The organism is Bradyrhizobium sp. 21 (assembly GCF_023073335.1).
Classification (GTDB): Bacteria; Pseudomonadota; Alphaproteobacteria; order Rhizobiales; family Xanthobacteraceae; genus Bradyrhizobium.
Window position 1 is genome coordinate 293,798 of record NZ_JADPJG010000032.1, and the last position, 23,203, is coordinate 317,000.

General features: G+C 64.9%; 21 protein-coding genes. 10 read left to right on the forward strand and 11 right to left on the reverse strand.

Annotated elements, in window-relative coordinates:
- The first annotated feature begins 3 nt into the window (after positions 1–3).
- The gene (locus tag IVB31_RS26650; RefSeq protein WP_247329819.1) at positions 4–1,182 is read left to right on the forward strand and encodes a cytochrome P450; all 1,179 of its coding nucleotides are present in this window, start codon (positions 4–6) and stop codon (positions 1,180–1,182) included.
- 31 nt (positions 1,183–1,213) lie between these two features.
- On the opposite strand, the gene IVB31_RS26655 is transcribed toward IVB31_RS26650, so the two are convergent.
- Together IVB31_RS26655 and IVB31_RS26660 are read right to left on the reverse strand one after the other, a co-directional pair.
- Positions 1,214–2,203 carry a putative zinc-binding metallopeptidase gene (locus tag IVB31_RS26655; RefSeq protein WP_247329822.1) on the reverse strand — a complete coding sequence of 330 codons (990 nt, stop codon included), beginning with the start codon at positions 2,201–2,203 and terminating at the stop codon, positions 1,214–1,216.
- Positions 2,204–2,728: 525 nt separating this feature from the next.
- Positions 2,729–3,442, reverse strand: coding sequence for a hypothetical protein (locus tag IVB31_RS26660; RefSeq protein ID WP_247329825.1), 714 nt, complete (start codon positions 3,440–3,442; stop codon positions 2,729–2,731).
- Between the two features lie 283 nt (positions 3,443–3,725).
- Between IVB31_RS26660 and IVB31_RS26665 the strand changes: the two genes are divergently transcribed.
- A complete protein-coding gene (locus tag IVB31_RS26665; protein ID WP_247329828.1) occupies positions 3,726–4,649 on the forward strand; it encodes an ABC transporter ATP-binding protein in 924 nt (307 codons plus the stop codon).
- Entirely contained in the window at positions 4,646–5,407 is a 762-nt protein-coding gene (locus IVB31_RS26670) for an ABC transporter permease (protein WP_247329831.1), read from the forward strand. The genes IVB31_RS26665 and IVB31_RS26670 overlap by 4 nt, the downstream gene beginning before the upstream one ends.
- Positions 5,408–5,458: 51 nt before the next feature.
- On the opposite strand, the gene IVB31_RS26675 is transcribed toward IVB31_RS26670, so the two are convergent.
- A complete protein-coding gene (locus IVB31_RS26675; protein ID WP_247330580.1) occupies positions 5,459–5,782 on the reverse strand; it encodes a hypothetical protein in 324 nt (107 codons plus the stop codon).
- Positions 5,783–6,107: 325 nt separating this feature from the next.
- Between IVB31_RS26675 and IVB31_RS26680 the strand changes: the two genes are divergently transcribed.
- Complete coding sequence (locus IVB31_RS26680; RefSeq protein ID WP_247329833.1) at positions 6,108–6,884, forward strand: L,D-transpeptidase; 777 nt, start codon at positions 6,108–6,110, stop codon at positions 6,882–6,884.
- 2 nt (positions 6,885–6,886) lie between these two features.
- On the opposite strand, the gene IVB31_RS26685 is transcribed toward IVB31_RS26680, so the two are convergent.
- Together IVB31_RS26685 and IVB31_RS26690 are read right to left on the reverse strand one after the other, a co-directional pair.
- Positions 6,887–7,297, reverse strand: coding sequence for a hypothetical protein (locus IVB31_RS26685; RefSeq protein ID WP_247329836.1), 411 nt, complete (start codon positions 7,295–7,297; stop codon positions 6,887–6,889).
- Complete coding sequence (locus tag IVB31_RS26690; RefSeq protein WP_247329838.1) at positions 7,282–8,148, reverse strand: hypothetical protein; 867 nt, start codon at positions 8,146–8,148, stop codon at positions 7,282–7,284. Before IVB31_RS26690 ends, IVB31_RS26685 begins: the two co-directional genes overlap by 16 nt.
- Positions 8,149–8,434: 286 nt before the next feature.
- On the opposite strand from IVB31_RS26690, the gene IVB31_RS26695 reads away from it, so the two are divergent.
- Entirely contained in the window at positions 8,435–8,689 is a 255-nt protein-coding gene (locus tag IVB31_RS26695; protein ID WP_247329839.1) for an acyl carrier protein, read from the forward strand.
- A 26-nt stretch (positions 8,690–8,715) separates the two neighbouring features.
- Positions 8,716–10,416 carry a fatty acyl-AMP ligase gene (locus IVB31_RS26700; RefSeq protein ID WP_247329841.1) on the forward strand — a complete coding sequence of 567 codons (1,701 nt, stop codon included), beginning with the start codon at positions 8,716–8,718 and terminating at the stop codon, positions 10,414–10,416.
- Between the two features lie 103 nt (positions 10,417–10,519).
- Here IVB31_RS26700 and IVB31_RS26705 read toward each other — a convergent pair whose 3' ends face one another.
- The 3 genes from IVB31_RS26705 to IVB31_RS26715 are packed head-to-tail and all read right to left on the reverse strand — an operon-like array spanning position 10,520 to position 13,892.
- The gene (locus tag IVB31_RS26705; protein WP_247329844.1) at positions 10,520–11,530 is read right to left on the reverse strand and encodes a hypothetical protein; all 1,011 of its coding nucleotides are present in this window, start codon (positions 11,528–11,530) and stop codon (positions 10,520–10,522) included.
- Positions 11,505–12,887 carry an MBOAT family O-acyltransferase gene (locus IVB31_RS26710; RefSeq protein ID WP_247329846.1) on the reverse strand — a complete coding sequence of 461 codons (1,383 nt, stop codon included), beginning with the start codon at positions 12,885–12,887 and terminating at the stop codon, positions 11,505–11,507. The genes IVB31_RS26705 and IVB31_RS26710 overlap by 26 nt, the downstream gene beginning before the upstream one ends.
- A 45-nt stretch (positions 12,888–12,932) precedes the next feature.
- Positions 12,933–13,892: a fatty acid desaturase gene (locus IVB31_RS26715; protein WP_247329848.1), complete on the reverse strand. Its 960-nt coding sequence runs from the start codon at positions 13,890–13,892 to the stop codon at positions 12,933–12,935.
- 221 nt (positions 13,893–14,113) lie between these two features.
- Here IVB31_RS26715 and IVB31_RS26720 point away from each other — a divergent pair, with 221 nt between their 5' ends.
- Complete coding sequence (locus IVB31_RS26720; protein ID WP_247329851.1) at positions 14,114–15,049, forward strand: glycerophosphodiester phosphodiesterase; 936 nt, start codon at positions 14,114–14,116, stop codon at positions 15,047–15,049.
- A gap of 152 nt (positions 15,050–15,201) precedes the next feature.
- Here the strand turns inward: IVB31_RS26720 and IVB31_RS26725 are convergent, their stop codons facing one another.
- Complete coding sequence (locus IVB31_RS26725) at positions 15,202–17,481, reverse strand: fused MFS/spermidine synthase (RefSeq protein ID WP_247329853.1); 2,280 nt, start codon at positions 17,479–17,481, stop codon at positions 15,202–15,204.
- A gap of 230 nt (positions 17,482–17,711) precedes the next feature.
- Between IVB31_RS26725 and IVB31_RS26730 the strand changes: the two genes are divergently transcribed.
- Positions 17,712–19,322, forward strand: a complete 1,611-nt coding sequence (locus IVB31_RS26730; RefSeq protein ID WP_247329856.1) for an NAD(P)/FAD-dependent oxidoreductase — start codon at positions 17,712–17,714, stop codon at positions 19,320–19,322.
- 316 nt (positions 19,323–19,638) lie between these two features.
- Here the strand turns inward: IVB31_RS26730 and IVB31_RS26735 are convergent, their stop codons facing one another.
- Positions 19,639–19,803 carry a Flp family type IVb pilin gene (locus tag IVB31_RS26735; RefSeq protein ID WP_247329859.1) on the reverse strand — a complete coding sequence of 55 codons (165 nt, stop codon included), beginning with the start codon at positions 19,801–19,803 and terminating at the stop codon, positions 19,639–19,641.
- A 156-nt stretch (positions 19,804–19,959) separates the two neighbouring features.
- Between IVB31_RS26735 and IVB31_RS26740 the strand changes: the two genes are divergently transcribed.
- Positions 19,960–20,847 (forward strand): 50S ribosomal protein L11 methyltransferase, encoded by an 888-nt coding sequence (locus tag IVB31_RS26740; RefSeq protein ID WP_247330582.1) that lies wholly within the window; start codon positions 19,960–19,962, stop codon positions 20,845–20,847.
- 127 nt (positions 20,848–20,974) lie between these two features.
- On the opposite strand, the gene IVB31_RS26745 is transcribed toward IVB31_RS26740, so the two are convergent.
- The gene (locus IVB31_RS26745) at positions 20,975–21,154 is read right to left on the reverse strand and encodes a hypothetical protein (protein WP_247329862.1); all 180 of its coding nucleotides are present in this window, start codon (positions 21,152–21,154) and stop codon (positions 20,975–20,977) included.
- Positions 21,155–21,342: 188 nt separating this feature from the next.
- Here IVB31_RS26745 and IVB31_RS26750 point away from each other — a divergent pair, with 188 nt between their 5' ends.
- Complete coding sequence (locus IVB31_RS26750; protein ID WP_247329865.1) at positions 21,343–23,172, forward strand: aminopeptidase P family protein; 1,830 nt, start codon at positions 21,343–21,345, stop codon at positions 23,170–23,172.
- Positions 23,173–23,203 lie beyond the last annotated feature (31 nt).

Below are 23,203 nucleotides of genomic sequence, written 5' to 3' on the forward strand. Positions count from 1 at the left end.
AGCATGAGCGGCATTGCATCCAGTCCGGCCGACCCGTTCGCGCCCGACTTCCTGATGGACCCCTATCCCGCCTATGAGGCGCTGCGCGCGCTCGGGCCCGCGTTCGCATTGGAGCGCTACGGCGTGTGGGCCATGGCCGGCTATGCCGAAGTCGAGCCGGCCCTGAAGGACTGGAAGACCTTCATCAGCGGCGAGGGTGTCGGGCTCCACGGGATGAATCCGGCCCTGCCAAAGCCGCTGACGCTCCAGATTGATCCGCCCGACCACGACAAGGGCCGCCGCGTCCTCGGCCGCACCCTGTCTCCCGGCGTCGCAAGGAAGCTGCGCGAGACGTTCCAGCAGGAGGCGGAGAGGAAGGTCTCCGAGCTGATCGACAAGGGCACGTTCGATGCCGTCACCGATCTCGCCGAAGCCTATCCGATGAAGGTGTTTCCGGATGCAATCGGCATCCGGCCGGATGGCCGCGAGAAGCTGCTCGCGTGGAGCACATTCGTGTTCGACAGCTTTGGCCCGGAGAACGAGACGCTGGCGACGTCACGCCAAGCGGGGCTCGCGGCGCAGAGCTGGATCATGGAATGTTGCGCGCGAGATGCGTTGCAGCCGGACGGGCTCGGCATGATGATCTACCAGGCGGCTGACGAGGGCGAGATCAGCGAGCACGACGCAACGCATCTGGTGCGCCCATTCCTCACCGCCGGGATCGACACCACCGTCAACGGCATCGGCAACACCCTGCTCGCACTCGCCACGCATCCGGAGGAATATCGCAAGCTGCACCACAAGCCGGAGCTGGCGCGCAATGCTTTCGAGGAAGGGCTGCGTTACGATTCACCGGTGCAGACGTTCTTTCGCACCACCTCGCGCGATGTCGAGATCGGCGGCGGCGTGATCCCCGCACACCGCAAGGTGCTGCTGTTCATGGCCTCCGCCAACCGCGATCCCGCGCGGTGGGACAGACCCGACCGCTTCGACGTCGAGCGGGCCGCGACCGGGCATGTCGGTTTCGGCGCCGGCATCCACGCCTGCGTCGGCCAGATGATCGCCCGTCTGGAAGGTGAATTGATCTTCAGCGAGCTTGCGAAGCGCGTGAAGGCCATCGAGCTCACGGCGGAGCCTAGGCGCAGGCTCAACAATTCCCTGCGTGGGCTGGAAAGCATGCCGGTTCGCGTGACGGCCGCCTAGATTGCATCAGCCCAGCCGGGCCTCCGCCACTCTATGCTGCCAACGACTGCTGATCGCGGAATGCGCTGATCGCCATGTGCACGAGATGCAGCTTGCCCTTCACCGCGGGAGAAATGTCGAACGGATAGGCGTCACTCATCCCGAGTGACCGGTTGAGCCCGTTGATGCCGCGGGCGAGCGGCGTCCACAATGCCAGAAGAGCGTCGAAGTCGCTCTCCAGATAAGGATCGGTCAGCGTCTGACGAGCGCGCTCGTCCAGGGCCAACGGCAGACCTGCGAGCGAGTCGAGCGTCGATACGATGTGCAGGAAATGCGCGAAAGTTTCCGCCCAATCCTCCCAGGGATGGGACGTGGCGTACTCGCTGATGAATCCCGACCCATCATAGGAGCGATCAATGCGGCCATGATACGCGTTGATCGCGGCCTGATAATCCTGCGTCTCGTCCCCGAAGATCAGTTTGAACGGCGCCTGAAGTGTCGTGCTGTCGATGAGAAGGTCCCAGTAGAAGTGACCGATCTCGTGCCGGAAATGTCCGAGCAGGGTGCGGTACGGCTCCCGAAACGCCACACGGCGAGCCTCACGCTCGACATCGTCGGCCTCCGCGAGATTGAGCGTGATGAGACCCGACAGGTGCCCCGTCAGGATCGGACCCGTCCCATCTGCGAGGATATCGAAAGCCACCGGCGAGCCGTTGCGCGATGCGAGCGGAAGCTGCAGACGCGCAAGGTCGTAGAGGAGACGGCGCTTGGCTCCCTCCACGCGTCGCCACAGCATGACGTTCCTTGGGTTGCCGAGGTTCGGGGTTGTTCGCGTCAGGCGGCAGGCGCCGCAATACCGATCCGATCCCTCGACGGACCAGTTACAGCCGATGATGTCGCGATTGCTGCAAGCACGCTGGAAGTCGAGCGACGTCATGCCGATGCATGAGGCATCGAACGCCAACTGGCAGCCGCAGTTTGCGCATTCGGTCTGCTCGAATGAGACAGACTGCCGGCACGACGGGCACTGGAATTCTCTCATCGGTCATAGCCCCAAATGGAGGTCGCCCGAAAACCGGCGTTCACTTTCCGGAGCCGTTACGACCTTTGGTGTCGCCGGCGAGCAAAGCGCGTTGGGTCCGGAGTGCCTGCTTCCTCAACATACCGGCGCGCGGTTCGTTCAAGCGCTTCAGCCGCGGGCGCGGTTTCTTCTCGGCCGCATTTTCAGCAACGGGTTGACCAGCCCAAGCGCGCGCAGGCTGAACTGACATCGGGCCGACATTCCGTCTCTGCGCCATGTGCAACAACAACGGACCGCAGGCCAAGTTCCCGAACGGGAGCAAGCCTGCGAAGGCAGCGCCGTGAAGACCGCCAAGAAGAACGACCAAGCAGAACGACCAAGAAGAACGACAAAGGATGGCTGAGGATCGCTGAGACCGAAGACACTCCCCAAGAGGCCCCGGGGCTTCAATTCGACAATGCCGACAAAACAAAGCCGCCGCCGACAATGAAGTCGGCGGCGACGCGATGGCACCAGCTATTCTTGAGCTGTTCCTGGTAAAATGTCTCAGTTCCTGGCCGGAGCCGTTGCCGCCGCCGACCGCGCCTGCCTGGGCGCGCCGGGTTCGGCAACCGGTGCAGGCGCGCGCGAGCGCATGATCGCGGCGTCGATCTCGGCGATGACGCGGCGCTGGATCGCCTCGTTCTTGTCGATGGAAATGTGGCCGACGCCGGTGCCGCGGACGTCGACATTGTCGAGCTTGCCGCGGAAACCGTCGGCGCGCTTCACCGGCTCGCCCGGACCGTCGCCGATATAGATATTGATGTAGCGCTCGGCGCCGGTGGTGAGCTTGGTCTTGAACACGGAGTCGAGCCCGATCGCGAGCTTCACGGGCACGCCGAGACGGTTGAGCTTGGCGATCATGTCCGGCAGGGCGGTGGCGCCCGAGGAATGTCCGACCAGCACGATGGTCTTGAGCCGGCCGGCCTTGTAGGCGGTGGCGGCTTCATCCGCGAGCGAGGACCAGGACACGAAATTCGCGACTGTCACCGGGATGCCCTGCGCCTCAAGCCGGGCACCGATCGTATCGAGACCGAGCGAGAAGATGTTGAGCACGCCGCGGAGCAGGTAGACATGCGTCGTGGCCGCGGCCTGGGTCGGCGCGGCCTTGGCGGTGGTCGGGCTCATGGCAACAGCTGACAGCAGGAGCAGACCCATCGCCCAGATACGGAGGGCGGACAACTGGCTGGCGCCGGCGGTGTGACGGCCGTTCGGAATCATTGATCTTTTCCCTGGGGACATAGGCTTCGCAATTGGCCGGAATCGTAGCCACGGCCTGCTCGCAGACGCAACAAAGAGGCGCGTGAACGGCGATCTTAGCCACAGCCCGTGACCATCGCGCAACACCTGCCCCAAAACCTGCCACGGAAGCGCCTGTTTTGAGACCAATTTTCTCCCGCCGATTGCGGCCGGGCAAGTGCATTCCTATTTCAGGGCTCCGCTGACCCGCCTCCCCCTCCCCGGTGGGTTCCAGCCTCCCCCCACCCCCACGCCGCCGGCCATCATGTTCTCCATCATCTCCGTCGCCAATTTGTCGAAGACCTATGGGTCCGGCTTCAAGGCACTCAAGAACGTCAATCTCGACATCAAGCACGGCGAGATTTTTGCCCTGCTCGGCCCCAATGGCGCCGGCAAGACCACGCTGATCTCGATCATCTGCGGCATTGCCAATCCGAGCGAGGGCAAGGTCCTCGTCGGCGGCGAGAACATCCAGACCTCCTATCGCAAGGCGCGCTCGCTGATCGGGCTGGTGCCGCAGGAATTGCACACTGACGCCTTCGAGAGCGTATGGGCGACCGTGAGCTTCTCCCGCGGCCTGTTCGGCAAGCCGAAGAACCCTGATCATATCGAGAAGGTGCTGAAGGACCTCTCGCTCTGGGACAAGAAGGACAGCAAGATCATCACGCTCTCCGGCGGCATGAAGCGCCGCGTGATGATCGCCAAGGCGCTGTCGCACGAGCCGCAGATCCTATTCCTGGACGAACCGACCGCCGGCGTCGACGTTGAGCTGCGCAAGGGCATGTGGGAGGTGGTGCGCACGCTTCAGCAATCCGGCGTCACCATCATCCTCACCACGCATTACATCGAGGAAGCCGAGGAGATGGCCGACCGCATCGGCATCATCAACAAGGGCGAGATCGTGCTGGTCGAGGACAAGGCGACCTTGATGTCGAAGCTCGGCAAGAAACGGCTGACGCTGCATCTGCAGGGGAAGGTCACCTCGCTGCCGGAAAGTCTCGCTCACTATCAGCTCGACCTCTGCGACAACGGCGCGACGCTGGTCTACGACTACGATACCAAGGGCGAGCGCACCGGTATCACCAGCCTGCTCAGCGACCTCCGCACCGCCGGCATCCGCTTCAACGATCTCGACACGACCCAATCGTCGCTCGAGGACATCTTCGTCGACCTCGTGAGGACGTCATGAATCACCGCGCTGTCCGCGCCATCTATCTGTTCGAAATGGCGCGCACCTGGCGGACGCTGCTGCAAAGCATCGTCTCGCCCGTGGTCTCGACGTCGCTGTATTTCGTGGTGTTCGGCGCCGCGATCGGCTCGCGCATCAGCCAGGTCGAGGGCGTCAGCTACGGCACCTTCATCGTGCCCGGCCTGATCATGCTCTCGGTGCTGACGCAGAGCATCGCCAACGCCTCGTTCGGCATCTACTTCCCGAAATTCACCGGCACGATCTACGAGATCCTGTCCGCGCCGATCTCCTATTTCGAGATCGTGCTCGGCTATGTCGGCGCCGCCGCGACCAAGTCGATCATCCTCGGCCTTATCATCCTGGCGACAGCCGGCCTGTTCGTGCCGCTGCACATCCAGCATCCGGTCTGGATGCTGGCCTTCCTCGTGCTGACGGCGGTGACGTTCAGCCTGTTCGGTTTCATCATCGGCATCTGGGCCGACGGCTTCGAAAAGCTGCAGATGATCCCGATGCTGGTGGTGACGCCGCTGACCTTCCTCGGCGGCAGCTTCTATTCCATCGACATGCTGCCGCCCACCTGGCGCGCGGTGGCGATGCTCAACCCGGTCGTCTATCTGATCTCCGGCTTCCGCTGGAGCTTCTACGAGATCGCAGACGTCAGCATGTCCGTCAGCGTCGCCATGACGACGGCATTCCTGCTGATCTGCCTGATGGTGATCTGGTGGATTTTCCGCACGGGGTACCGGCTGAAGAACTGATCCCGGCCGTCATTTCCGGGGGCATTGGTGCGCCCCGGAATCGCCTGGGGTTTACCGATAGCAGTGGAAGCGGTTGTACCCGTCGTAATAGCCGCGGCAGCGACGGTGGCCGCGATGGGGAATACCGAACACCCCCTCGACCGCGCCGACGGCACCGCCGACACCCGCGCCGACCGCGCCCCCAACCACGCCGCCCACGGGGCCGGCAATTCGGTTGCCTTCATAAGAACCTTCCTGGGCGCCCCGAACGATGCCTTGGGCATGGCCAGGCTGTGGGATGCAGGACAGGGCGGCCAGGACGGCGGCGCCAGCGAAGAGCAGACGGAAAGGCAGACCAGCCGGCCGAGGAGCGGCGGCGACGCAAACTTTGTTCATCTTCATTCCCAAAGGTAAAACCAGCGGCGGAAGCAGCCAAGGCAGGTCAATCGTAACTCCGATGCAGCCAAATGGTTGCGCCATTGTGATGAATTGTCGGCGTTGTGAACGGGTATCCGCTCGCGAAAATGTCAGCAATGTCGCGGGCTTCGCGGTACAAAGCGGCCTTGCTTACGCCCGGCATCGCGTTAACGATGGCAATAAGGTTAGCTTTGCAGGCCGCTGGAACGAAAGCCGGATCGCAGGCATAGTGCACGCCGGGGGACGGAGAGCCGCGGCGCCTAGCGTGAACAGGCCGGAGGCCAGAAGTCAGATGCGTTTCCAGATGCGTTCCTTTTTCATCGCTTTTACCTCGTTGATGCTTTTGAGCGCGGGCACGGCGCAAGCCAAGGTCGAGATCACCGTCGACAAGGACAATCAGCAGATGACCGTCGCCGTCGACGGCGTCGCGCGCTACCACTGGCCGGTGTCGACCGGCATCCCCTCGCGGGAGACGCCAAACGGCGCGTTCCGCGCCTTCCGCATGGAAGAGGATCACTTCTCCAAGGAATTCGACGACGCGCCGATGCCGCATTCGATCTTCTTCACCAAGGTCGGGCACGCCATCCACGGCACGGACTCGGTCGGCCGGCTCGGCTCGCCCGCCTCGCACGGCTGCGTGCGGCTGTCGCGCCAGAATGCGACGACGCTCTACGCGCTGGTGCAGCAGCAGGGCGTGCTCAACACCACGGTGACGCTGACCGGCTCGGCGCAGGTTGCGCTGGCGCGCAATCCGCGCAGCCGCAACCCCGCAGCAGTGGCCCGCGCGCCGCAGCCGGCCGAGGAGCAGTACGCCACATCGGGCGATCCCGTGAACCTGACGCCGCCGCAGCAGCCGGCCCGCCGCTACATGCCGCAGGACGACAACTACATCTATCCGGCCGACGGCAGCGACACCGGCACGCGCTATCCGGCGCCACGCGGCAGCCGCCCGCTCTATGACGCGCAGGTCTATCAGCAGCAGCCGCAGCAGTACTACAATCAGGGCAACGGCCAGCAGGGCTATTACTACCAGCCACAGCCCCGGCAGGTTTATCAGCCGCGCGGCTATTACCAGAACTGAGGCTATCTGAACGCGGCGTCGCCGCGTTCGACGATCTTCCGCACCGCTTGCACGAAAGCGCGCGCGACCGGCTCGAGAATCTCGGGTCCGGTCGCGCCGAGATCATCTGCCGGCGTGTGGAAGGTGCGGTGGCGGCCGGCCAGGCCGAGGAAATTGGCGTAGCCCGCCGCGTGTACGTCGCGCAATTCGCCGACCGCCTGCTTCTCCGTCACCAAGCGCTTGGCATCGACCGCGACAAAGGCTTCATCAGTCAACGCGACCGCCGATTTGCTCAGAACGAGATAGCGCTCCTCCTCAGGCCGATCGGTGCGGGCACCTTCGGCGAAGGCGTAGCAGGCATTCGCCGAACCGAAATGGATCCAGGCCAGCGTCTCCTTCGGCGCGGGCGCGCCCTCCTTCAAAAACAACTCCATGCCGCCATGGCCAATCTCATGGCCGGCGGTGGCGATGAAGACCAAATGAGCCGACCATTTCTCCGCAGCAGCCGTGCGCGCCAACGCGAGGAAGTTGGCAATGCCGGCCCGCGCTCACACACGCAGGAGTACCAGCCGGTCATCGGCGTGGAGACGACGATGGTGGGCCCCCGGCCGGCGCCGATCTCGGCGATGACGTTGCGGCCTCCGACGTTTCGGTCGTAATGGCCGTCGACGTCGAACGTCACCGGCACGCCTGACGCCAGCGCACGCTCGAACGTCGCCCGCGACCTGGCGGCGACCACCATCACCGGCACCGGCCAGGGCGCGTCGTCCTGCGTGACGTTATAGGCGAAGCGTTCGTCGGCGGGATTGCCGATCATCAGGAGGACCGCGGCCGGCTTCTTCGCTGCGGCCTCGGCGATCGCCGCGCGATGGGCAGCGCCGAGATAGGCGCCGCGATCGAACGGCAGGTCGATCCAGAGAACCTTGCCGGCGACGTCGCCGTCGCGCGCGAGCGGCGCTGAGAGATGGAAGCTGGCCTTGTCCTCCGGCGGCCACCAGAACGGCGTTGCCTCCGCGGTCGTGCCAGCAGCTTCGGCAGTGGCCCGCTCGACGACATATTGCCGGCCGAGCACGACGGGCTGGAATTTGATCGCGAAGCCGGCGGCCTTGAGCTCAGCGGCAATCCAGTCGGCAGTCCCGTGATCGCCCGGCGAGCCGAAGCGGTGCAGGCCGAAGGAGGCATAACGCGTCACGTCCTCATAGAGGCTCACGCCCGAAAGCACATCCTTGGCTGCCGCTTGTCCAACCATGAGAACCGCCATCGTCGCGATGAGGATACGCCGCATGTGAGGTTCTCCCGGTGCCGTCATTCTTCTTGGCCGCCAAGTTTCGGCCCTCCGCGGCCGTCGTCAACCGCCTTTGCCGAATCAAATCACTGCGGTGCTGGGCGGACGCAGGCCGAGCTCTGACAAACGGGTCCAAACGCGGGAATCCCGCCAATCTGTGCACGATCGAGCAGTAAACCGACGCAAGGAAGCAACAGTCCCCAACCTTCAACGCTGCGGCGTTCCGGCCAAATTGACAACCAGGGGGACGCCCGTATTGTCTTTCCCATTGTTACTGGGACATGACATGACACGCGAGCAGATTTCGGATTTCTGCGTTACCGCCCTGGCGAATATCCTGCGAATTTCGAGAGACCGCGTCGACACCGGCACGAAATTCAACCGCCTCGGCCTCGATTCGGCGATGCTCGTCTACCTCATGATGGACCTCGAGGAGAAGCTCGACCTCGAATTATCGACGGACGACTTTTACGACCATCCGACCGTCGAGGCGCTGTCGCGATTTCTCGCCGACAAGCGCGCGATCCGCACCGCCGCCTAAGGGCGGCTGAAGCCGGCGCAATCCACATGGAAACCTTCCGCTCGCTCGTGGCATTGCTGGCCCGGCGTGCGGCGGCGCAGGCCGACGACCGCGCCTACGTCTTCGTCTCCGATCGCGGGACGGAGGAAGCCACCCTCACCTTCCGTCAGTTGCATGATTCCGCAAGCGCGCTTGCGGCGCGCCTGGCCGCGGCCGCACGGCCCGGCGACCGCGCCATCCTGGTGTTTCCGCCCGGCCTCGAATTTCTGGTGGCGTTCTTCGGCTGCCTGATGGCTGGGATCATCGCCGTGCCGATGATGATGCCGCGGCGAAACAGTGCACGCGATGCCAGCGCAGCGATCCTTGCCAATTGCACGCCGGCGGTGGCACTGACCCATTCGGCTGTCGCGATCCGTGGTGATCTGCAGGCACGCTTCGCGCCGGAGAACATTCGCTGGATCGAGGTCGATCTCGCCGCAGGGGACGGACTAGCGGTCGACCTGCCCGAGCCGGCGCCCGGCGACATTGCCTTCCTGCAATACACCTCCGGCTCAACTTCCGAACCCAAGGGCGTGATGGTGAGCCACGCCAATCTGCTCGCCAATCTCGAGATGATCCGGCTCGCGCTCGGCAACACAAGGCAATCGACCCATGTCAATTGGGTGCCGCTCTATCACGACATGGGACTGATCCTGAACGCGCTGCAGGCGCTCTATGTCGGCGCGACTTGCGTGCTGATGGCGCCGAACGCGTTCATGCAGCGGCCGCTCGGCTGGCTGCGCGCGATCTCGCATTACCGCGCGGAAGTGGCGTGCAGCCCGAATTTCGGCTTCGACCTCTGTGTCAGCCGCTATCGCGCCGATCAGATTGAAGGGATCGACCTGTCCTCGCTCAGGATCGCGCTGAACGGCGCCGAGCCGGTGCATGCGGACACCATCGAACGGTTCGTCCAAATTTTTGCGCCGCACGGCTTTGATCCGCGCACGATGTATCCCGCCTACGGCATGGCGGAAGCGACGCTCCTGATTTCCGGCGGCGGCCGCGGCGGCGGTCATGTCACGCGCAGCGTGAGCCGCACTGCACTTCAGGCACATGTGGCAGCGGCGCCTTCCAGCGCGGAAGATACGCAGATCGCCGTCGGCTGCGGACGCGCACTCACCGGCGAGCGGATTGCCATCGTGGACCCGGACAACCGCACACGCCTGCCCGCCGACCGCGTCGGGGAGATATGGGTGAATGGCGCCAATATCGCCCGCGCCTATTGGCGCAACGACGAGGCGACGCGCGAGCGGCTCAACGCGGAGATCGCGGGCGAGGACGGGCCCTGGCTGCGCACCGGCGACCTCGGCTTCGTCGACGTCACAGGCGAATTGTTCGTCACCGGCCGGATCAAGGACCTCATCATCATCCGCGGCATCAACCATTATCCGCAGGACGTCGAGCGCACGGTGCAATCGCTCGACGGAGCGTTGCGCGAAAACTGCGGCGCGGCGTTCTCGGTGCAGGACGAAAACGGCGAAGAGACGCTCGTCATCGTCCAGGAGGTCGAGCGCACCGCACGCCACACGATCGACACCGAAGCAATCAAGGGCCGGATCCGCGAGGCCGTCGCCGACCACCACGAGCTCTCCGCGCGGCACATCGCGCTGATCCGGCCCGGCGCGCTGCCGAAGACCACCAGCGGCAAGGTCCAGCGCAAGCTGGCGCGCAGGCTCTGGCTCGAGGGAGGTTTTGAGGAGATCGGCTAGAGCATGATCCGGAAAAGTGTGAAGCGGTTTTCCGACAAGATCGTGCTCAAACAAGAACCTAAAGCGCGATGACGATTCATCCCAACCTCATCGCGCTTTAGCATTAGAAGCTGATCTCGGCCGCCTCGCCGGCGCGCAGGCTGGCGGCAATGCCCTGCTCGATCTTGCGCGCGATGGTCGCGCGGTAGTGGACGAGGTCGGTGAAATTGGCGGGATCCCGCGTCAGCGCGTTGTCGAGGCGGTAGTCGATCAGGTTGCTGTTCGCGCGCCCGCTGATGATCGAGCGGTAGGCCTCCCTGCAGGCCGCGTGAGCTGCGGCGTCGCGGCTGCCGGGAACAGGCACGGCCGTGTAGAAAGTTGGCGGCATCATCAGCACGACCGACACGTCGCGCGGGAGCTTCCCGACCGCAGCGGCCAGCATCGCAGCGTAGGGAAAGGAATCTGCGACCTTGCCCGTGAACGGCGCCGTCTTCGCGGGCTCCGCCACCACGGGATGCTTCACACCGGGCGGCCACAGCTCCTCATAATTCCAATAGCCATCCGGGCGGACCCTCTGGCGTGCGCCGCGAGTGATGGCGATGCGTTGGAAGGAGCGGTCGAGCGCGGCCCAAGTGAAGAGATTGCCGAGATAGCGCAGCGGACCGCCTTCGTAGAGCCAGTATGGAAACGGGTCCTGCGGCCGCGGCGACAGGACGGTGCTGCACCAGGGCTGATCGACCGAGACGACCAGGGCCCGGATCGTCTGATGATGTCTGGCGAAGAAGTCGAGGATCGCGAGATCGCCGCGCGGATCGGCCCCCGGTGCAACGAGCTGGACGAAGCGCTTACCCGTTGCCTGGTCCAGTCTGGCGGGCTCGATCAACTGCCCGGTGGAGTTGCCCAGGATGGCGGAGTCGAATTGCGGGTCGCGGGCCCGGCTGGCATTGGCCGTCCAGGGATTGCGGTCATTCACGCCGACAATGCCGAGCGCACCAAACCGGCCGCTGTCATAGGGATCGACCAGGACCATGAGGATGGCGATCAGCGCAGCGCCCAGCGCGAGCGCGCCGAAGCAAGCGGCGAGGCACCGGCCCCATCCGGGCGAGGCGTCAGAACTGGAAATAGACGAACTCATGGGTCCCCCGTTCCCCGATCTGAATCAGCAAGACCAGAATGCCGAGACCGAGCAGGCCAGCCATCACCACATTCGGGCGGCGGGTGAAGAATGCCACGATGTCCTGGCTCGCCGGCAACAGGAAGGCGAACAGCGGCGCCACGACGAGCGGCCACAATTGTCCACCTCGCCCGACCGGCAACGGTTCGGCAAGTCCGGCGAAGACATGCCAAGCCGCCTCCACCGATCCCGCGCGAAAAATCACGCCGGTCGCGAGCACGAACAGCACGGTGAGCGCCCAGCCGAGCCATGACGGAAAATCCGGGCCATAGCGGCGCCACAGCGTGCAGGCGACCAGCGCAAGCCCGTGCAGCACGCCCCACAGCACGAAGGTCCAGCTCGCGCCGTGCCACAGGCCGCACAGCGCCATCGTGATCATCATCGCGCCGAAGAACTGGACCGGCAGAAAGCGCCGCGGCAGCAGGCGCAGATTGACCAGCGGATAGAATACGTAGTCGCGCAGGAACAGCATCAGGGTGATGTGCCAGCGCTGCCAGAAATCCTGGATGTTGGTCGAGCGCAGCGGCGCATTGAAATTGTACGGCAGCTGCACGCCGAACAGGAGGCCGAGGCCGATCGCGATGTCGGAATAGCCGGAGAAATCGAACAGGATCTGGAAAGAGAAGCAGAAGGCCAGCCAGGCATCGCCGCCCGGGAGCGGCGCGCTGGCTGCCTGCGCGTAGATGGGATCGAGCAGATGCGCGATGCCGTCGGCGATCACGATCTTCTCGAACAGGCCGATCGCGATGAAGCAGGTCGCGATGCAGAACTGGCGCTGCCAGCCCGGAACGTAGACCTGCCGGCCGAATTGATGCATGACCTCCGACCAGCGCGCCAGCGGGCCGGCGATCGCCTGCGGGAAGAAGACGATGTAGAGCCCGTAGCGGTCGAACGCGTAGAGCGGCGCCTTGCCACGCTTCAGATCGACCAGATACATGATGTGGTGGAAGGTGAAGAAGGAGATGCCGAGCGGCAGCCCGATGTCGAGCGCCGGAAGCGTCGTGCCGAGCACCAGGCCGAGATTGGCGAGAAGGAAGTTGGCGTATTTGAACAGCGCCAGCACCGCGAGATCGAGCACGATCACCAGCGTCAGCAGCGTCGGCCATTTCATGCGCCCATAGGCGATCGAGGCGAGCCAGTTGATCGCGATCGAAGCAACCAGGAGAAGGATGAAGGACGGGCTGCCCCAGGCATAGAAGGCGAGCGACAGCGCGACCTGTACGCCGATGCGCAAATGCGGATAGGGATCCGCCAGGCGGTAGATCAGCAGCGCCGCCGGCAGGAAGACCAGGAGAAAGGGATAATCGTTGAAAAGCATCGGTTCAAAGCTGCGCCATCGCCGGCATGCGCCGGCCGATGATGCTCAGCCCGTTTCCAGGTCGGGCGTCGCGTCGCCTGGCTGTCGCGACATGCGCCGGGCGATCTTCTCCTCGCTGGGCACCTTGACGTCCCAGGCTAGGCCGAGCGCCTCCAGTGCGCGGATGAAGATGAAGCCGGGATCGAACTCGAACCAGCGCAGGCCGAAGGCCGCGGAATACGGAAAGGCGTGGTGGTTGTTGTGCCAGCCCTCGCCCCAGGCGAGCCAGGCCATCACGCCGAGATTGCGGCTGTTGTCGTCGCGGGTGACGAAGGGCTGCGTGCCGAACGTATGCATGATCGAGTTGATGGCGGACATGGTCTGCTCGACCACGAACATGCGCACCACGCCGCCCCAGAGCAAGCCGGTCAGCGCGCCCCACAGGCTCATCGTGGCAAGGCCGCCGATCACGGCCGGCAGCATCAGGCCCAGCACGACCCAGCTGTAATAGTGGCTGTTGACGGCGACCAGCCTGCGATCCGCCATCAGGTCCGGCACGTAATGCGCGACGTTGGGATAATCGTGCGCGATCATCCAGGTCAGGTGCGCGTGCAGGAAGCCGCGCAGGCGCCCGATCAGGCCGTCGCCATGCAGAAGCGGCGAATGCAGATCGCCGTCGTGGTCGGACAATTCGTGGTGCCGGCGGTGCATCGCCGCCCAGGACAGCATCGGACCGCGGCCCGCCATCGATCCCATCACGACCAGGATCGCACTCATCGCTGAGGAGGTCGCGAAAGCGCGGTGGGTGAAGAGGCGGTGATAGCCGACGGTGAGGCCAAGGCCGGTGACCAGCCACATGCCGAAAAACAGACCAAGCTCCACCGCGCCGATAGGGCGGTAGAACAGAAGGGCCAGTGCCACCAGCGTGCCGACGAAGGGCAGCACGTCAAAGATGACGAAATGTCGCCGCTGCATCCGATGAAAATGCCGGCTGCGGAGGATGCGGGGATCGCGTTTCGGTTGCACGGGCGAGATTCCAGGGCGGCGACTATGAGTACATACCCGCAGGTCGGGCGCAACCCAAGCCACCGCCCAAGGTTTCAACAGCCGCGAATGCCTGTAGAATGGGCCGGACATGCCAAAATGCGTTCAAATGCGGCCCTTTTTCACCAGCCCTTCGAGCCACCATGCCATTGCGTGCCGCGACAATTTTGACTGTGATCTCGGTTCTCATTGCGGGACCAGCCATGGCGCTTGATTCGACCTTCGATCTCGAGGCGCATCGCGGCGGACGGGCACTGTTGCCGGAGAACACGCTGCCGGCCTTCGCCAACGCGCTCTCGATGGGCGTGGATACGCTGGAGCTCGACGTTGGCGTGACGGCCGATGGCGAGGTCGTCGTGTCGCATGAGCGCGGTCTCAATCCGGACCTCGCCAGGGATGCCAGCGGCGCCTATGTCGCCCCGCCCGGGACGCCGTTCGCGAAGTTGCAGTTCGCCGACGTTCGAACCTACGACGTCGGCGAGATCCGGCCCGACAGCCCTTACGCGAAGCAATTTCCCGACCAGCGCGCCGTGCCCGGGACCCGCATTCCGACCTTGAGCGAGTTGTTCGCGCTGGTGCGCAAGTCCGGCAACACGCGTATGCGCTTCAACATCGAGACGAAGATCGACCCGAACCATCCGGACGAGTCTCTCGATCCGCAGTCTTTCGTCACCAGGCTGCTCGCCCTGATCGAGGCCGAAAAATTCTCCGACCGCGTCATGATCCAGTCGTTCGACTGGCGGACCCTGCTGCTCGTCCAGCAACAGGCGCCGAACATGCCGACGGTGTACCTGACGCTCCAGCGCGGCGCGGGCCAGACGGTGGCGCTGGACAAGGCGACCAACTGGACAGCGGGGTTCAGCCCGGCCGATCACGGCGGCTCACTCCCGCGAACGATCAAGGCCGCGGGTGGCGCGATCTGGTCGCCCTATTTCGGCGATGTGACCGAGGCGCTGGTCTCGGAGGCGCATGGGCTCGGGCTGCGCGTCGTGGTCTGGACGGTCAACAAGCGTGAGGACATGGTGCGCATGATCGAGCTTGGCGTCGACGGGATCATCTCCGACAGGCCAGATCTGTTGCGCCAGGTCGCGGATGAGAAGGGAATTGCATTGCCGGCGGGGACACCCGTGGAGCCGTGAGACTAGGCCTCGTGTCCCGGACGCGGCGCGGTATGAAATGACGCGACGCAGAGCCGGGACCCAGAGGTATGGGCCCGGCTCTGCAGCGCATCGCTGAAGAAGCGCTGCGCTGTGCGCCCGGGGCACGAGGCTCCCCGTGCCGCATTCGCCCCCTACTCCCCATCCCTCAAGCGCCGGTACAGCGCGCCCAGGATGTTGGAGTAATCGTCGGTCCAGACCCGCACCCTGTCGTCGGCTTCGGTCAGCTCCCAAGCTTTCGATGATGCGAGCCTGCCGACGTCGGCCTCCTCGCGTGCGGAGATGACGACGTCGGTCGAGAAGATGTAGTCGCCATCGCGACCGGAATCCTCGTTGTAGACCCAGCTCTTGAGATCGTTGGCATCGGCGATGCCGACCACGACGGTCTCGAGATCGAGGTGCCGATTGGAGACGTGCATCACCACGGCGCCGTGCGGCGCGAGCTTGTCCTTGTAGATCTTCATCGCCTCTTCGGTCGCGAGATGGATCGGGATCGCGTCCGACGAATAGGCATCGACGATGATGAGATCATAGGCGCCGTTCGGCTCTTTCGCGAAGGTCAGACGGGCGTCGCCGATCACCGGCTTCAGGCCCGGCATGCAGCTCGAGATATAGCGGAAATTCTTCGGGTCGCGCGCCGCGTCGACCATGGACTGGTCGATTTCGAAGAATGTCCAGTCCTCGCCAGGCTCGGCGGCGCAGGCGAGCGTGCCGGAGCCGACACCGATCGCGGCGACCTTGAGGGCTGAGCCCTTGCGCTCGCGGATCGCGCTGACGGCCTGACCGATGCCGCCGTCCTTGTGATAGTAGGTGATCGGCTCGGGCCGGCCGGTGACCGGCGTGCCGTCATTGTTGAGGAAGCGCTCGGCGCCGTGGATCGTGGTGCCGTGCATCAGGACGTGGAAATAGCCGCCGGGCGTCACCACGATCTTGTGCACGCCGAAGAAGCTGCGCACCGTGGTGACGCGGCCTTCGTCCGCCGGATAAACCCGGATCAACGCCAGCGCGAGCGCGACGGTGGCGAAGATCTTCCAGCGGCCGGCGTTGACCGCCAGCGCCAGCACCGCGGCGAGCACGCCGACGGCGCCGGCCGCCCAGACGCGGTGATCCTCGAACCAGGTCGAGAGCCCGCCCGTCGTGGTGGACGGCGCAACCAGCAGCACAACGAGCCCGGCCAGCGCCAGCCAGTACCATTTGACGATGCCGGCCAGCCGCTCGTTCGCGGGCGGCCGGCACAGCGCGGCAAGTGCAACCAGGATCGGGTATTCGGCAATCCAGGAGAAGGTGAAAGGCGCAACGAGCCCTGCGAACAGGCCGCCGACCATGCCGCCGAACGACAGCGCGACATAGAAGCCGGTGAGATATTTGGCGGCCGGCCGCGTCCGCGCCAGTTCGCCGTGGCAGGCCATGGCGATGACGAAGAAGCACAATTGATGGCCGCCGAGCGTCAGCAGCAGGTTCTGTTCGCCGCCGAAGGCCAGCAGGAAGACGACGCCCGCGATCGCGACCGGCTGGAGCATCAGCATCCATTTGTGCGGCAGCAGCGGCCGCGACTGGAACACCACCACCCAGGTCAGCAAATACAGCGACAGCGGCAGCACCCACAGCAGCGGTGCCGCCGCAACGTCGGTCGAGATGTGCGCGGTGACGGCGATGAGCAGGCCGGACGGCACGCCGGCGAGGAAGATCCAGCGCAGCCGCGTCAGGAAACCGGGCGCCGGCGCATTCAGATCCTCGGTCCGCGCATCGACCATTGCGAGCTTCGGCGAGCGCAACAGCAGGACGCCGCATGCGGCGATCAGCAGGATCAGCAGGCCATAGCCGCCGGTCCAGAGCCGGTTCTGCGTGTGCAGCGTGAACATCGGCTCCAGCAGGAACGGATAGGACAGCAGCGCGAGGAAGCTGCCGATATTGGAGGACGCATAAAGGAAATAGGGATCGTGTCCGGCGGGATGGCCCGTGCGGACGAACCAGGCCTGCAACAGCGGATTGTTGGCGGCGAGGGCGAAGAACGGCAGCCCGATCGAGATCACGAACAGGCCGAGTAGCCAGATCGCGTAGCCGGAAGCGGGCGGATCGCCATAGGCGGTCGCGATGCCGAGCGGCAGCGTGGCGAAGGCCACGACCAGCAACAGGAGATGCACCACCACCGGAACGATGCGGTTCCTCACCTGCATCAACAGATGCGCATAGGCGTAGCCCGCCAGCAGCAGCGACTGGAAGAACACCATCGCCACCGACCACACCGCCGGCGAGCCGCCGAGCCGCGGCAGCACCATCTTCGTGAACAGCGGCTGCACCGAGAACAGCAGCAGCGCGCTGACGAAGATCGCCGCGGTGTAGACCGTCAGCAACAGCCGGTTGCGTGACGAGGACGGCTGCTCCGTGGCGCCAGGTTGCACGATCGAATCCATGGAAGCTCCAGCAAAAGCGTTTTCCAGCGAAGTGGGCACCGGGTCGCGCGAGAAAACGCGTCGAATAACTCCCCCGGCGGGCGCCGGACGCGCGCAATGGAGCACAAGGCGCCTGAACGGGCAATAAAGGGTCTCGTGATGTTGCAGCGGGGAATGCTTGATATACAGATGTCATTCCGAGCCCGGTCGTTCAGACCGTCCGGAACGACCTGGAACATTTTGAATCCCTCATGAGCGAAACCGACGTCGTCATCATCGGTGCTGGCCATAACGGCCTCACCTGCGCGGCCTATCTCGCGATGGCGGGCCTGCGCGTGCGCGTGGTCGAGCGCCGCAAATTGGTTGGCGGGGCCGCGGTCACGGAGGAGTTTCACCCGGGCTTCCGCAATTCGGTCGCGGCCTATACCGTAAGCCTGCTCAATCCGCAGGTGACCCGCGACCTCAAGCTCGCCGAGCAGGGCCTCCGCATTGTCGAACGGCGCGCCCAGAATTTTCTGCCCGCGCCCGACGGCAGCTATCTCCTCACCGGCGAGGGGCGGACGCAGGCGTCGGTTGCACGGCTGAGCGCGCATGACGCAAACGCGCTCGACGGGTTTTCGCGCGAGCTCGAAGACATCGCCGACGTCCTCAGGCAATTCGTGCTGCGCGCGCCGCCGAACCTCCTTGCCGGCATTGGCACGGCCGCGATCCGCGAGGCCGTGAACGCGATCCAGAGCGCCAACATCCTGCGTGGGCTGTCGCTGGAGCAGAGCCGCAGCCTGCTCGATCTCTTCACCCGCTCGGCGGGCGAGATGCTGGACGAACGCTTCGAGCACGATCTGGTCAAGGCGCTGTTCGGCTTCGATGCCATCGTCGGCAATTACGCCAGCCCCTACGCCGCCGGCTCGGCCTATGTGATGCTGCATCACGCCTTCGGCGAGGTGAACGGCAAGAAGGGTGTCTGGGGTCACGCCATCGGGGGCATGGGCGCGATCACGCAGGCGATGGCACGCACCGCGCGCGACCGCGGCGTCGTGATCGACACCGATGCCGGCGTGCGCGAGGTCATCGTCGAGCGCGACCGCGCGGTCGGCGTGGCACTGGAGAACGGCGAGACCATCCGCGCGAAATATGTCGCGGCCAATGTGAACCCAAAACTGCTCTATACGCGGCTGGTCGCGGCCGACGCCCTGCCGGCAGACTTTCTTGCCCGCATCCGCAATTGGAAAAACGGCTCCGGCACCTTCCGCATGAACGTGGCGCTGGACCGCCTGCCCTCCTTCACCGCGCTGCCGGGTGAGGGCGATCATCTCTCCTCCGGCATCATCCTGGCGCCAAGCCTCGGCTACATGGACCGCGCCTTTCTCGATGCGCGAGCGCAGGGCTGGAGCCGGGAGCCGGTCGTCGAGGTGCTGATCCCGTCGACCCTCGACGACACGCTCGCGCCCGCAGGACAACATGTCGCCAGTCTGTTCTGCCAGCATGTCGCGCCGGAGCTTCCCGATGGAAAGTCGTGGGACGACCATCGCGACGAGGTTGCCGACCTCATGATCGCGACCGTGGACAAATACGCACCGGGCTTTGCGACAAGCGTGCTCGGCCGCCAGATCCTCTCACCGCTCGACCTCGAACGGCAGTTCGGCCTGTTGGGGGGCGACATCTTCCACGGCGCGCTGACGCTGAACCAGCTGTTCTCGGCGCGGCCGATGTTGGGCCACGCCGATTATCGCGGGCCCCTGAAGGGCCTCTACCACTGCGGCTCCGGCGCCCACCCTGGCGGCGGCGTCACCGGCGCCCCCGGCCACAACGCGGCACAAGCGATCCTGAGGGACCACCGGTCGCTGTTCGGAAGCCGTGGATAGGTCTGTGGATGGGCTGTGGACAAGGCTGTTGGTAACGCTGTGAACGGGCGGTGGGTTACGCGGCGCGCCCCACCCGGCCAAGCCGGGTACAAGGTGGGGAAAACCTGGTGATGAGCGGCGGGATAAGGCCGTGGACAGCGTCCTGAAAACCGGCGGACAGCCTGTGGGCATCCGGTGATGTCGCATCCCTGTGAAAACCAGTCCCAAACGACTTCGCCCGCCGGGGGAGGCAATTCCGCCGACGGGCGCTGGTCGAAAACAGTTTTATGAAGAAAGTAGCCGCTGAAGAAAGTAGCCGCGCTGGGAATGGAGGAAATTACTTCAAGGAGGTGCTAATCGACGTGAACTTGTCGTTCATCGTGGTGCCCAGGCTGTTCACCACGGTGATGATCGCGAGCGCGATACCGGCTGCAATCAGGCCGTATTCGATTGCGGTTGCGCCTGAATCGTCGGACCAGAACTTCAAAACCATGCGCTTCACGTCTCGTCTCCATTTCCCTTTCAAGCTGTGTTGGTGGCTCCCAACACCCGTAAATCTACGTTCTACAACCTGCGGTTAGGTTATCCACCGGATTGCAAGTTATGCGAAAAATTGGGAACAAAAGTTCCAGCAATTGAACCGAACGGAACCCCAAGGATGCCGCCTACCCCCTCCCATCGCGCCAGCTTTTCGATCGGCAGCGAGATCGCTGCCAAGCGCGTTGTCGACGTGCTCAGCGAGGTCTTTTTCGAGGGCGATGCGGCGGTCGCGGCCTTCGAACGGCCGGACGGACAATGGAGCGTCGCGCTGCATTTCGCGGACGCGCCGGACCAGGCATGGCTGCGCGAACTCGTGGCAACTTCAGCAGGAAACGAGTTCGCGGACACCCTCGCCTTCGACACCGTCGAAGCCCAGGACTGGGTCAAGGCAAGCCTGGAAGATCTCGTGCCGGTGCCGGCCGGGCGCTTCGTCGTGCACGGCAGTCACGACCGCGACCGCATCGCCCCGAACAAGCTCGCCATCGAGATCGAAGCGGCGCTCGCCTTCGGCACCGGCCACCACGGCACCACCCGCGGCTGTTTACTGCTGCTTGACCATGTCCTGAAGAGTTCCCGGCCGAGGAACCTGCTCGACCTCGGCACCGGCACCGGCGTGCTGGGCATAGCGGCGGCCAAGGCCCTGCATCGCGCGGTACTGGCCTCCGACATCGACCCGGCCTCGGTCCGGGTGGCGGCGGAGAACGCGGCGCTGAACGAAGTCGGCAACCAGGTGAGGGTGATCCGCGCCACCGGCTTCGCCGCGCCTGATTTCGGCAGATGCGGCCCGTTCGACCTGGTGCTGGCCAATATCCTTGCCAATCCTTTGCGGCAATTGGCGGGGCAGATGGCGCGGCATCTTGCACTTGACGGCCGCGTCATCCTCTCGGGCCTGTTGACACACCAGGCGCCCGCCGTGATCGCCGCCTACCGCGCGCGCGGCCTGGTGCCGCTGAAGCATTTGCGGATCGAAGGGTGGAGCAGCTTGCTGTTGCGGAAGATTTGGTAGGGTGGATTAGCCCTGCAGATGCACGAAGTGCATCTGCTCGGCGTAATCCACCTCTTCTACTTCCTCGGAGACGAACTGTGGTGGGTTACGCTGACGCTAACCCACCCTACGAAATATCCGCGCCGCCCTACTCCGCCGGCTTCTCGTCGGGGCGCAATTTGCGCTCGCCCTGCAAGGCGCGCCTCGCGCGGCGCTCAGCGAAACGGTTGAGCATCTGGCTGATGAGGCCGCGCGGCTTCTTCGGTGTCGCCGCAGCCGGGGCGCGGCGCACCGGTGGCGAAATCTTCTCAAACGTAAACGCTGGCATCGTGTGTCCCCTCGCCGTTGAGATGAACCACTTGCTCGAATTTCCCTGTTATCCGGACGAAGCGCAACTGCCGCATCCTGTACTCCACTCAATTCGAATGGAACTTGTTCAAGCACAGTCCATGCCAGATACGGCCTCGAATGCGTCTACATTGCGGACTGATCGCCATGATCCTAAAGTGATCCACCATGTTCGAAGCGCACTTCCAGACATTCGAGGAGCCTGAGGCCGGCGTCGCATTGACGGCCCGGCTGGCCGCGCTCCGTGAAGAGCTCGCCCGCCGCAAGCTGACCGGTTTCGTGATTCCACGCGCCGATCAGCAGCAGAATGAGTATGTGCCGCCATCGGAAGAGCGTCTGGCCTGGCTGACCGGTTTTACGGGCTCGGCGGGATTGGCGGTGGTGCTCACGCACGAGGCTGCGGTGTTCGTCGACGGCCGCTACACGATCCAGGCCGCCAAGCAGGTCGATGCCAAGGCCTGGGCCGTGGAATCGCTGGTCGATCCGCCGCCGGAAAGCTGGGTGTCGGCACACCTGAAGGCCGGTGACCGCCTCGGATTTGATCCGTGGCTGCACACTTTTGCGGCAGCCGAGCGCCTGTCCGCCGCCTGTGCCAAGGCCGGCGCCGAGCTGGTCGCCGTCGACAGCAATCCGGTCGATGCGATCTGGCAGGACCGGCCGCAGCCGCCGATTGCGCCGGTCGCGGTGCATGGGCTGCAACATGCCGGCGTCACGGAAGCCGAGAAGCTGACGCAGATCAGAAGCGAGATCGGCAAGCTCGGCGTCGACGCGCTGGTGCTGTCCGACAGCCATGCGGTCGCCTGGACCTTCAACATCCGCGGCGCCGACGTCGCACATACGCCGCTGCCGCTGTCCTACGCGCTGGTCCCGAAAGACGGCCGTCCGACCATCTTCATCGATCACCGCAAGCTCTCCAATCTGACCCGCGACCATCTCGAGCAGTCCGCCGACGTGCGCGAGCCCGACGCGATGGCGCCGACGCTGATGGCGCTCGCCAAGAGCGGTGGCTCGATCGCGCTCGACAATGCGACCGCGGCCGACGCCCTCAGCCGGCTGATCACGGGCGCCGGCGGCAAGCCGGTGCGCGGCAGCGACCCGATTGCGCTGCTCAAGGCGGTCAAGAACCCGACCGAGATCAAGGGCACGAAGACGGCGCATGTGCGCGACGCCGTGGCGCTGGCGCGCTTCCTCGCCTTCATCGACCGCGAGGCGGCGAGCGGCAAGCTCACCGAGATCGACGCGGTCGAGGCGCTGGAGACGTTCCGCCGCGACACCGGCGCGCTCAAGGACGTGTCGTTCCCGACCATCTCCGGCACGGGCCCGAACGGCGCCATCGTGCATTACCGCGTCACCCGCAAGAGCAACCGGCGCATCGCGCCCGGCGATCTCCTGCTGATCGATTCCGGCGCGCAATATGAAGACGGCACCACCGACGTCACCCGCACCATGGCGGTGGGCGAGCCCACCGGCGAGATGCGCGACCGCTTCACGCGTGTGCTGCGCGGCCACATTGCCATCGCGCGCGCGGTCTTCCCCGACGGCGCCACCGGCGCGCAGCTCGACACACTCGCACGACAATATCTCTGGGCCGCCGGAATCGATTTCGAGCACGGCACCGGCCACGGCGTCGGCAGCTATCTCAGTGTGCACGAAGGACCGGCGCGGATCTCGAAGCTCGGCACCACGCCGCTGAAGCGCGGCATGATCCTGTCCAACGAGCCCGGCTATTACAAGACCGACGGCTTCGGCATCCGCATCGAGAATCTCGAGCTGGTGGTCGAAGCCGACATCCAGGGTGCCGAAAAGCCGATGAACGCGTTCGAGACGCTGACCCTGGCGCCGATCGACCGCCGTCTGATCGATGTCGGCATGCTGGGCAAGGACGAACTCGCCTGGCTCAACGCCTATCACGCGCGTGTGAGGGCCGAGGTGCGGCCGGCGCTCGACGAGGCGACCAAGGCGTGGCTCGACCAGGCCACGGCGGAACTGAAGGCGTAAGCGCGTCGTCGCGAAGCCGCATGGCACTACG

Bases quoted from the DNA above. Each gene is read 5' to 3' on its own strand.
- IVB31_RS26695 (WP_247329839.1), top strand. From the start codon at position 8,435: ATGACACGCGAGCAGATTTCGGATTTCTGCGTTACCGCCCTGGCGAAT.
- IVB31_RS26725 (WP_247329853.1), bottom strand. From the start codon at position 17,481: ATGGATTCGATCGTGCAACCTGGCGCCACGGAGCAGCCGTCCTCGTCA.
- IVB31_RS26705 (WP_247329844.1), bottom strand. From the start codon at position 11,530: ATGAGTTCGTCTATTTCCAGTTCTGACGCCTCGCCCGGATGGGGCCGG.
- IVB31_RS26730 (WP_247329856.1), top strand. From the start codon at position 17,712: ATGAGCGAAACCGACGTCGTCATCATCGGTGCTGGCCATAACGGCCTC.
- IVB31_RS26745 (WP_247329862.1), bottom strand. From the start codon at position 21,154: ATGCCAGCGTTTACGTTTGAGAAGATTTCGCCACCGGTGCGCCGCGCC.
- IVB31_RS26700 (WP_247329841.1), top strand. From the start codon at position 8,716: ATGGAAACCTTCCGCTCGCTCGTGGCATTGCTGGCCCGGCGTGCGGCG.
- IVB31_RS26710 (WP_247329846.1), bottom strand. From the start codon at position 12,887: ATGCTTTTCAACGATTATCCCTTTCTCCTGGTCTTCCTGCCGGCGGCG.
- IVB31_RS26665 (WP_247329828.1), top strand. From the start codon at position 3,726: ATGTTCTCCATCATCTCCGTCGCCAATTTGTCGAAGACCTATGGGTCC.
- IVB31_RS26690 (WP_247329838.1), bottom strand. From the start codon at position 8,148: ATGCGGCGTATCCTCATCGCGACGATGGCGGTTCTCATGGTTGGACAA.
- IVB31_RS26720 (WP_247329851.1), top strand. From the start codon at position 14,114: ATGGCGCTTGATTCGACCTTCGATCTCGAGGCGCATCGCGGCGGACGG.
- IVB31_RS26655 (WP_247329822.1), bottom strand. From the start codon at position 2,203: ATGAGAGAATTCCAGTGCCCGTCGTGCCGGCAGTCTGTCTCATTCGAG.
- IVB31_RS26685 (WP_247329836.1), bottom strand. From the start codon at position 7,297: ATGGAGTTGTTTTTGAAGGAGGGCGCGCCCGCGCCGAAGGAGACGCTG.
- IVB31_RS26740 (WP_247330582.1), top strand. From the start codon at position 19,960: ATGCCGCCTACCCCCTCCCATCGCGCCAGCTTTTCGATCGGCAGCGAG.
- IVB31_RS26650 (WP_247329819.1), top strand. From the start codon at position 4: ATGAGCGGCATTGCATCCAGTCCGGCCGACCCGTTCGCGCCCGACTTC.
- IVB31_RS26750 (WP_247329865.1), top strand. From the start codon at position 21,343: ATGTTCGAAGCGCACTTCCAGACATTCGAGGAGCCTGAGGCCGGCGTC.
- IVB31_RS26680 (WP_247329833.1), top strand. From the start codon at position 6,108: ATGCGTTCCTTTTTCATCGCTTTTACCTCGTTGATGCTTTTGAGCGCG.
- IVB31_RS26660 (WP_247329825.1), bottom strand. From the start codon at position 3,442: ATGATTCCGAACGGCCGTCACACCGCCGGCGCCAGCCAGTTGTCCGCC.
- IVB31_RS26670 (WP_247329831.1), top strand. From the start codon at position 4,646: ATGAATCACCGCGCTGTCCGCGCCATCTATCTGTTCGAAATGGCGCGC.
- IVB31_RS26675 (WP_247330580.1), bottom strand. From the start codon at position 5,782: ATGAACAAAGTTTGCGTCGCCGCCGCTCCTCGGCCGGCTGGTCTGCCT.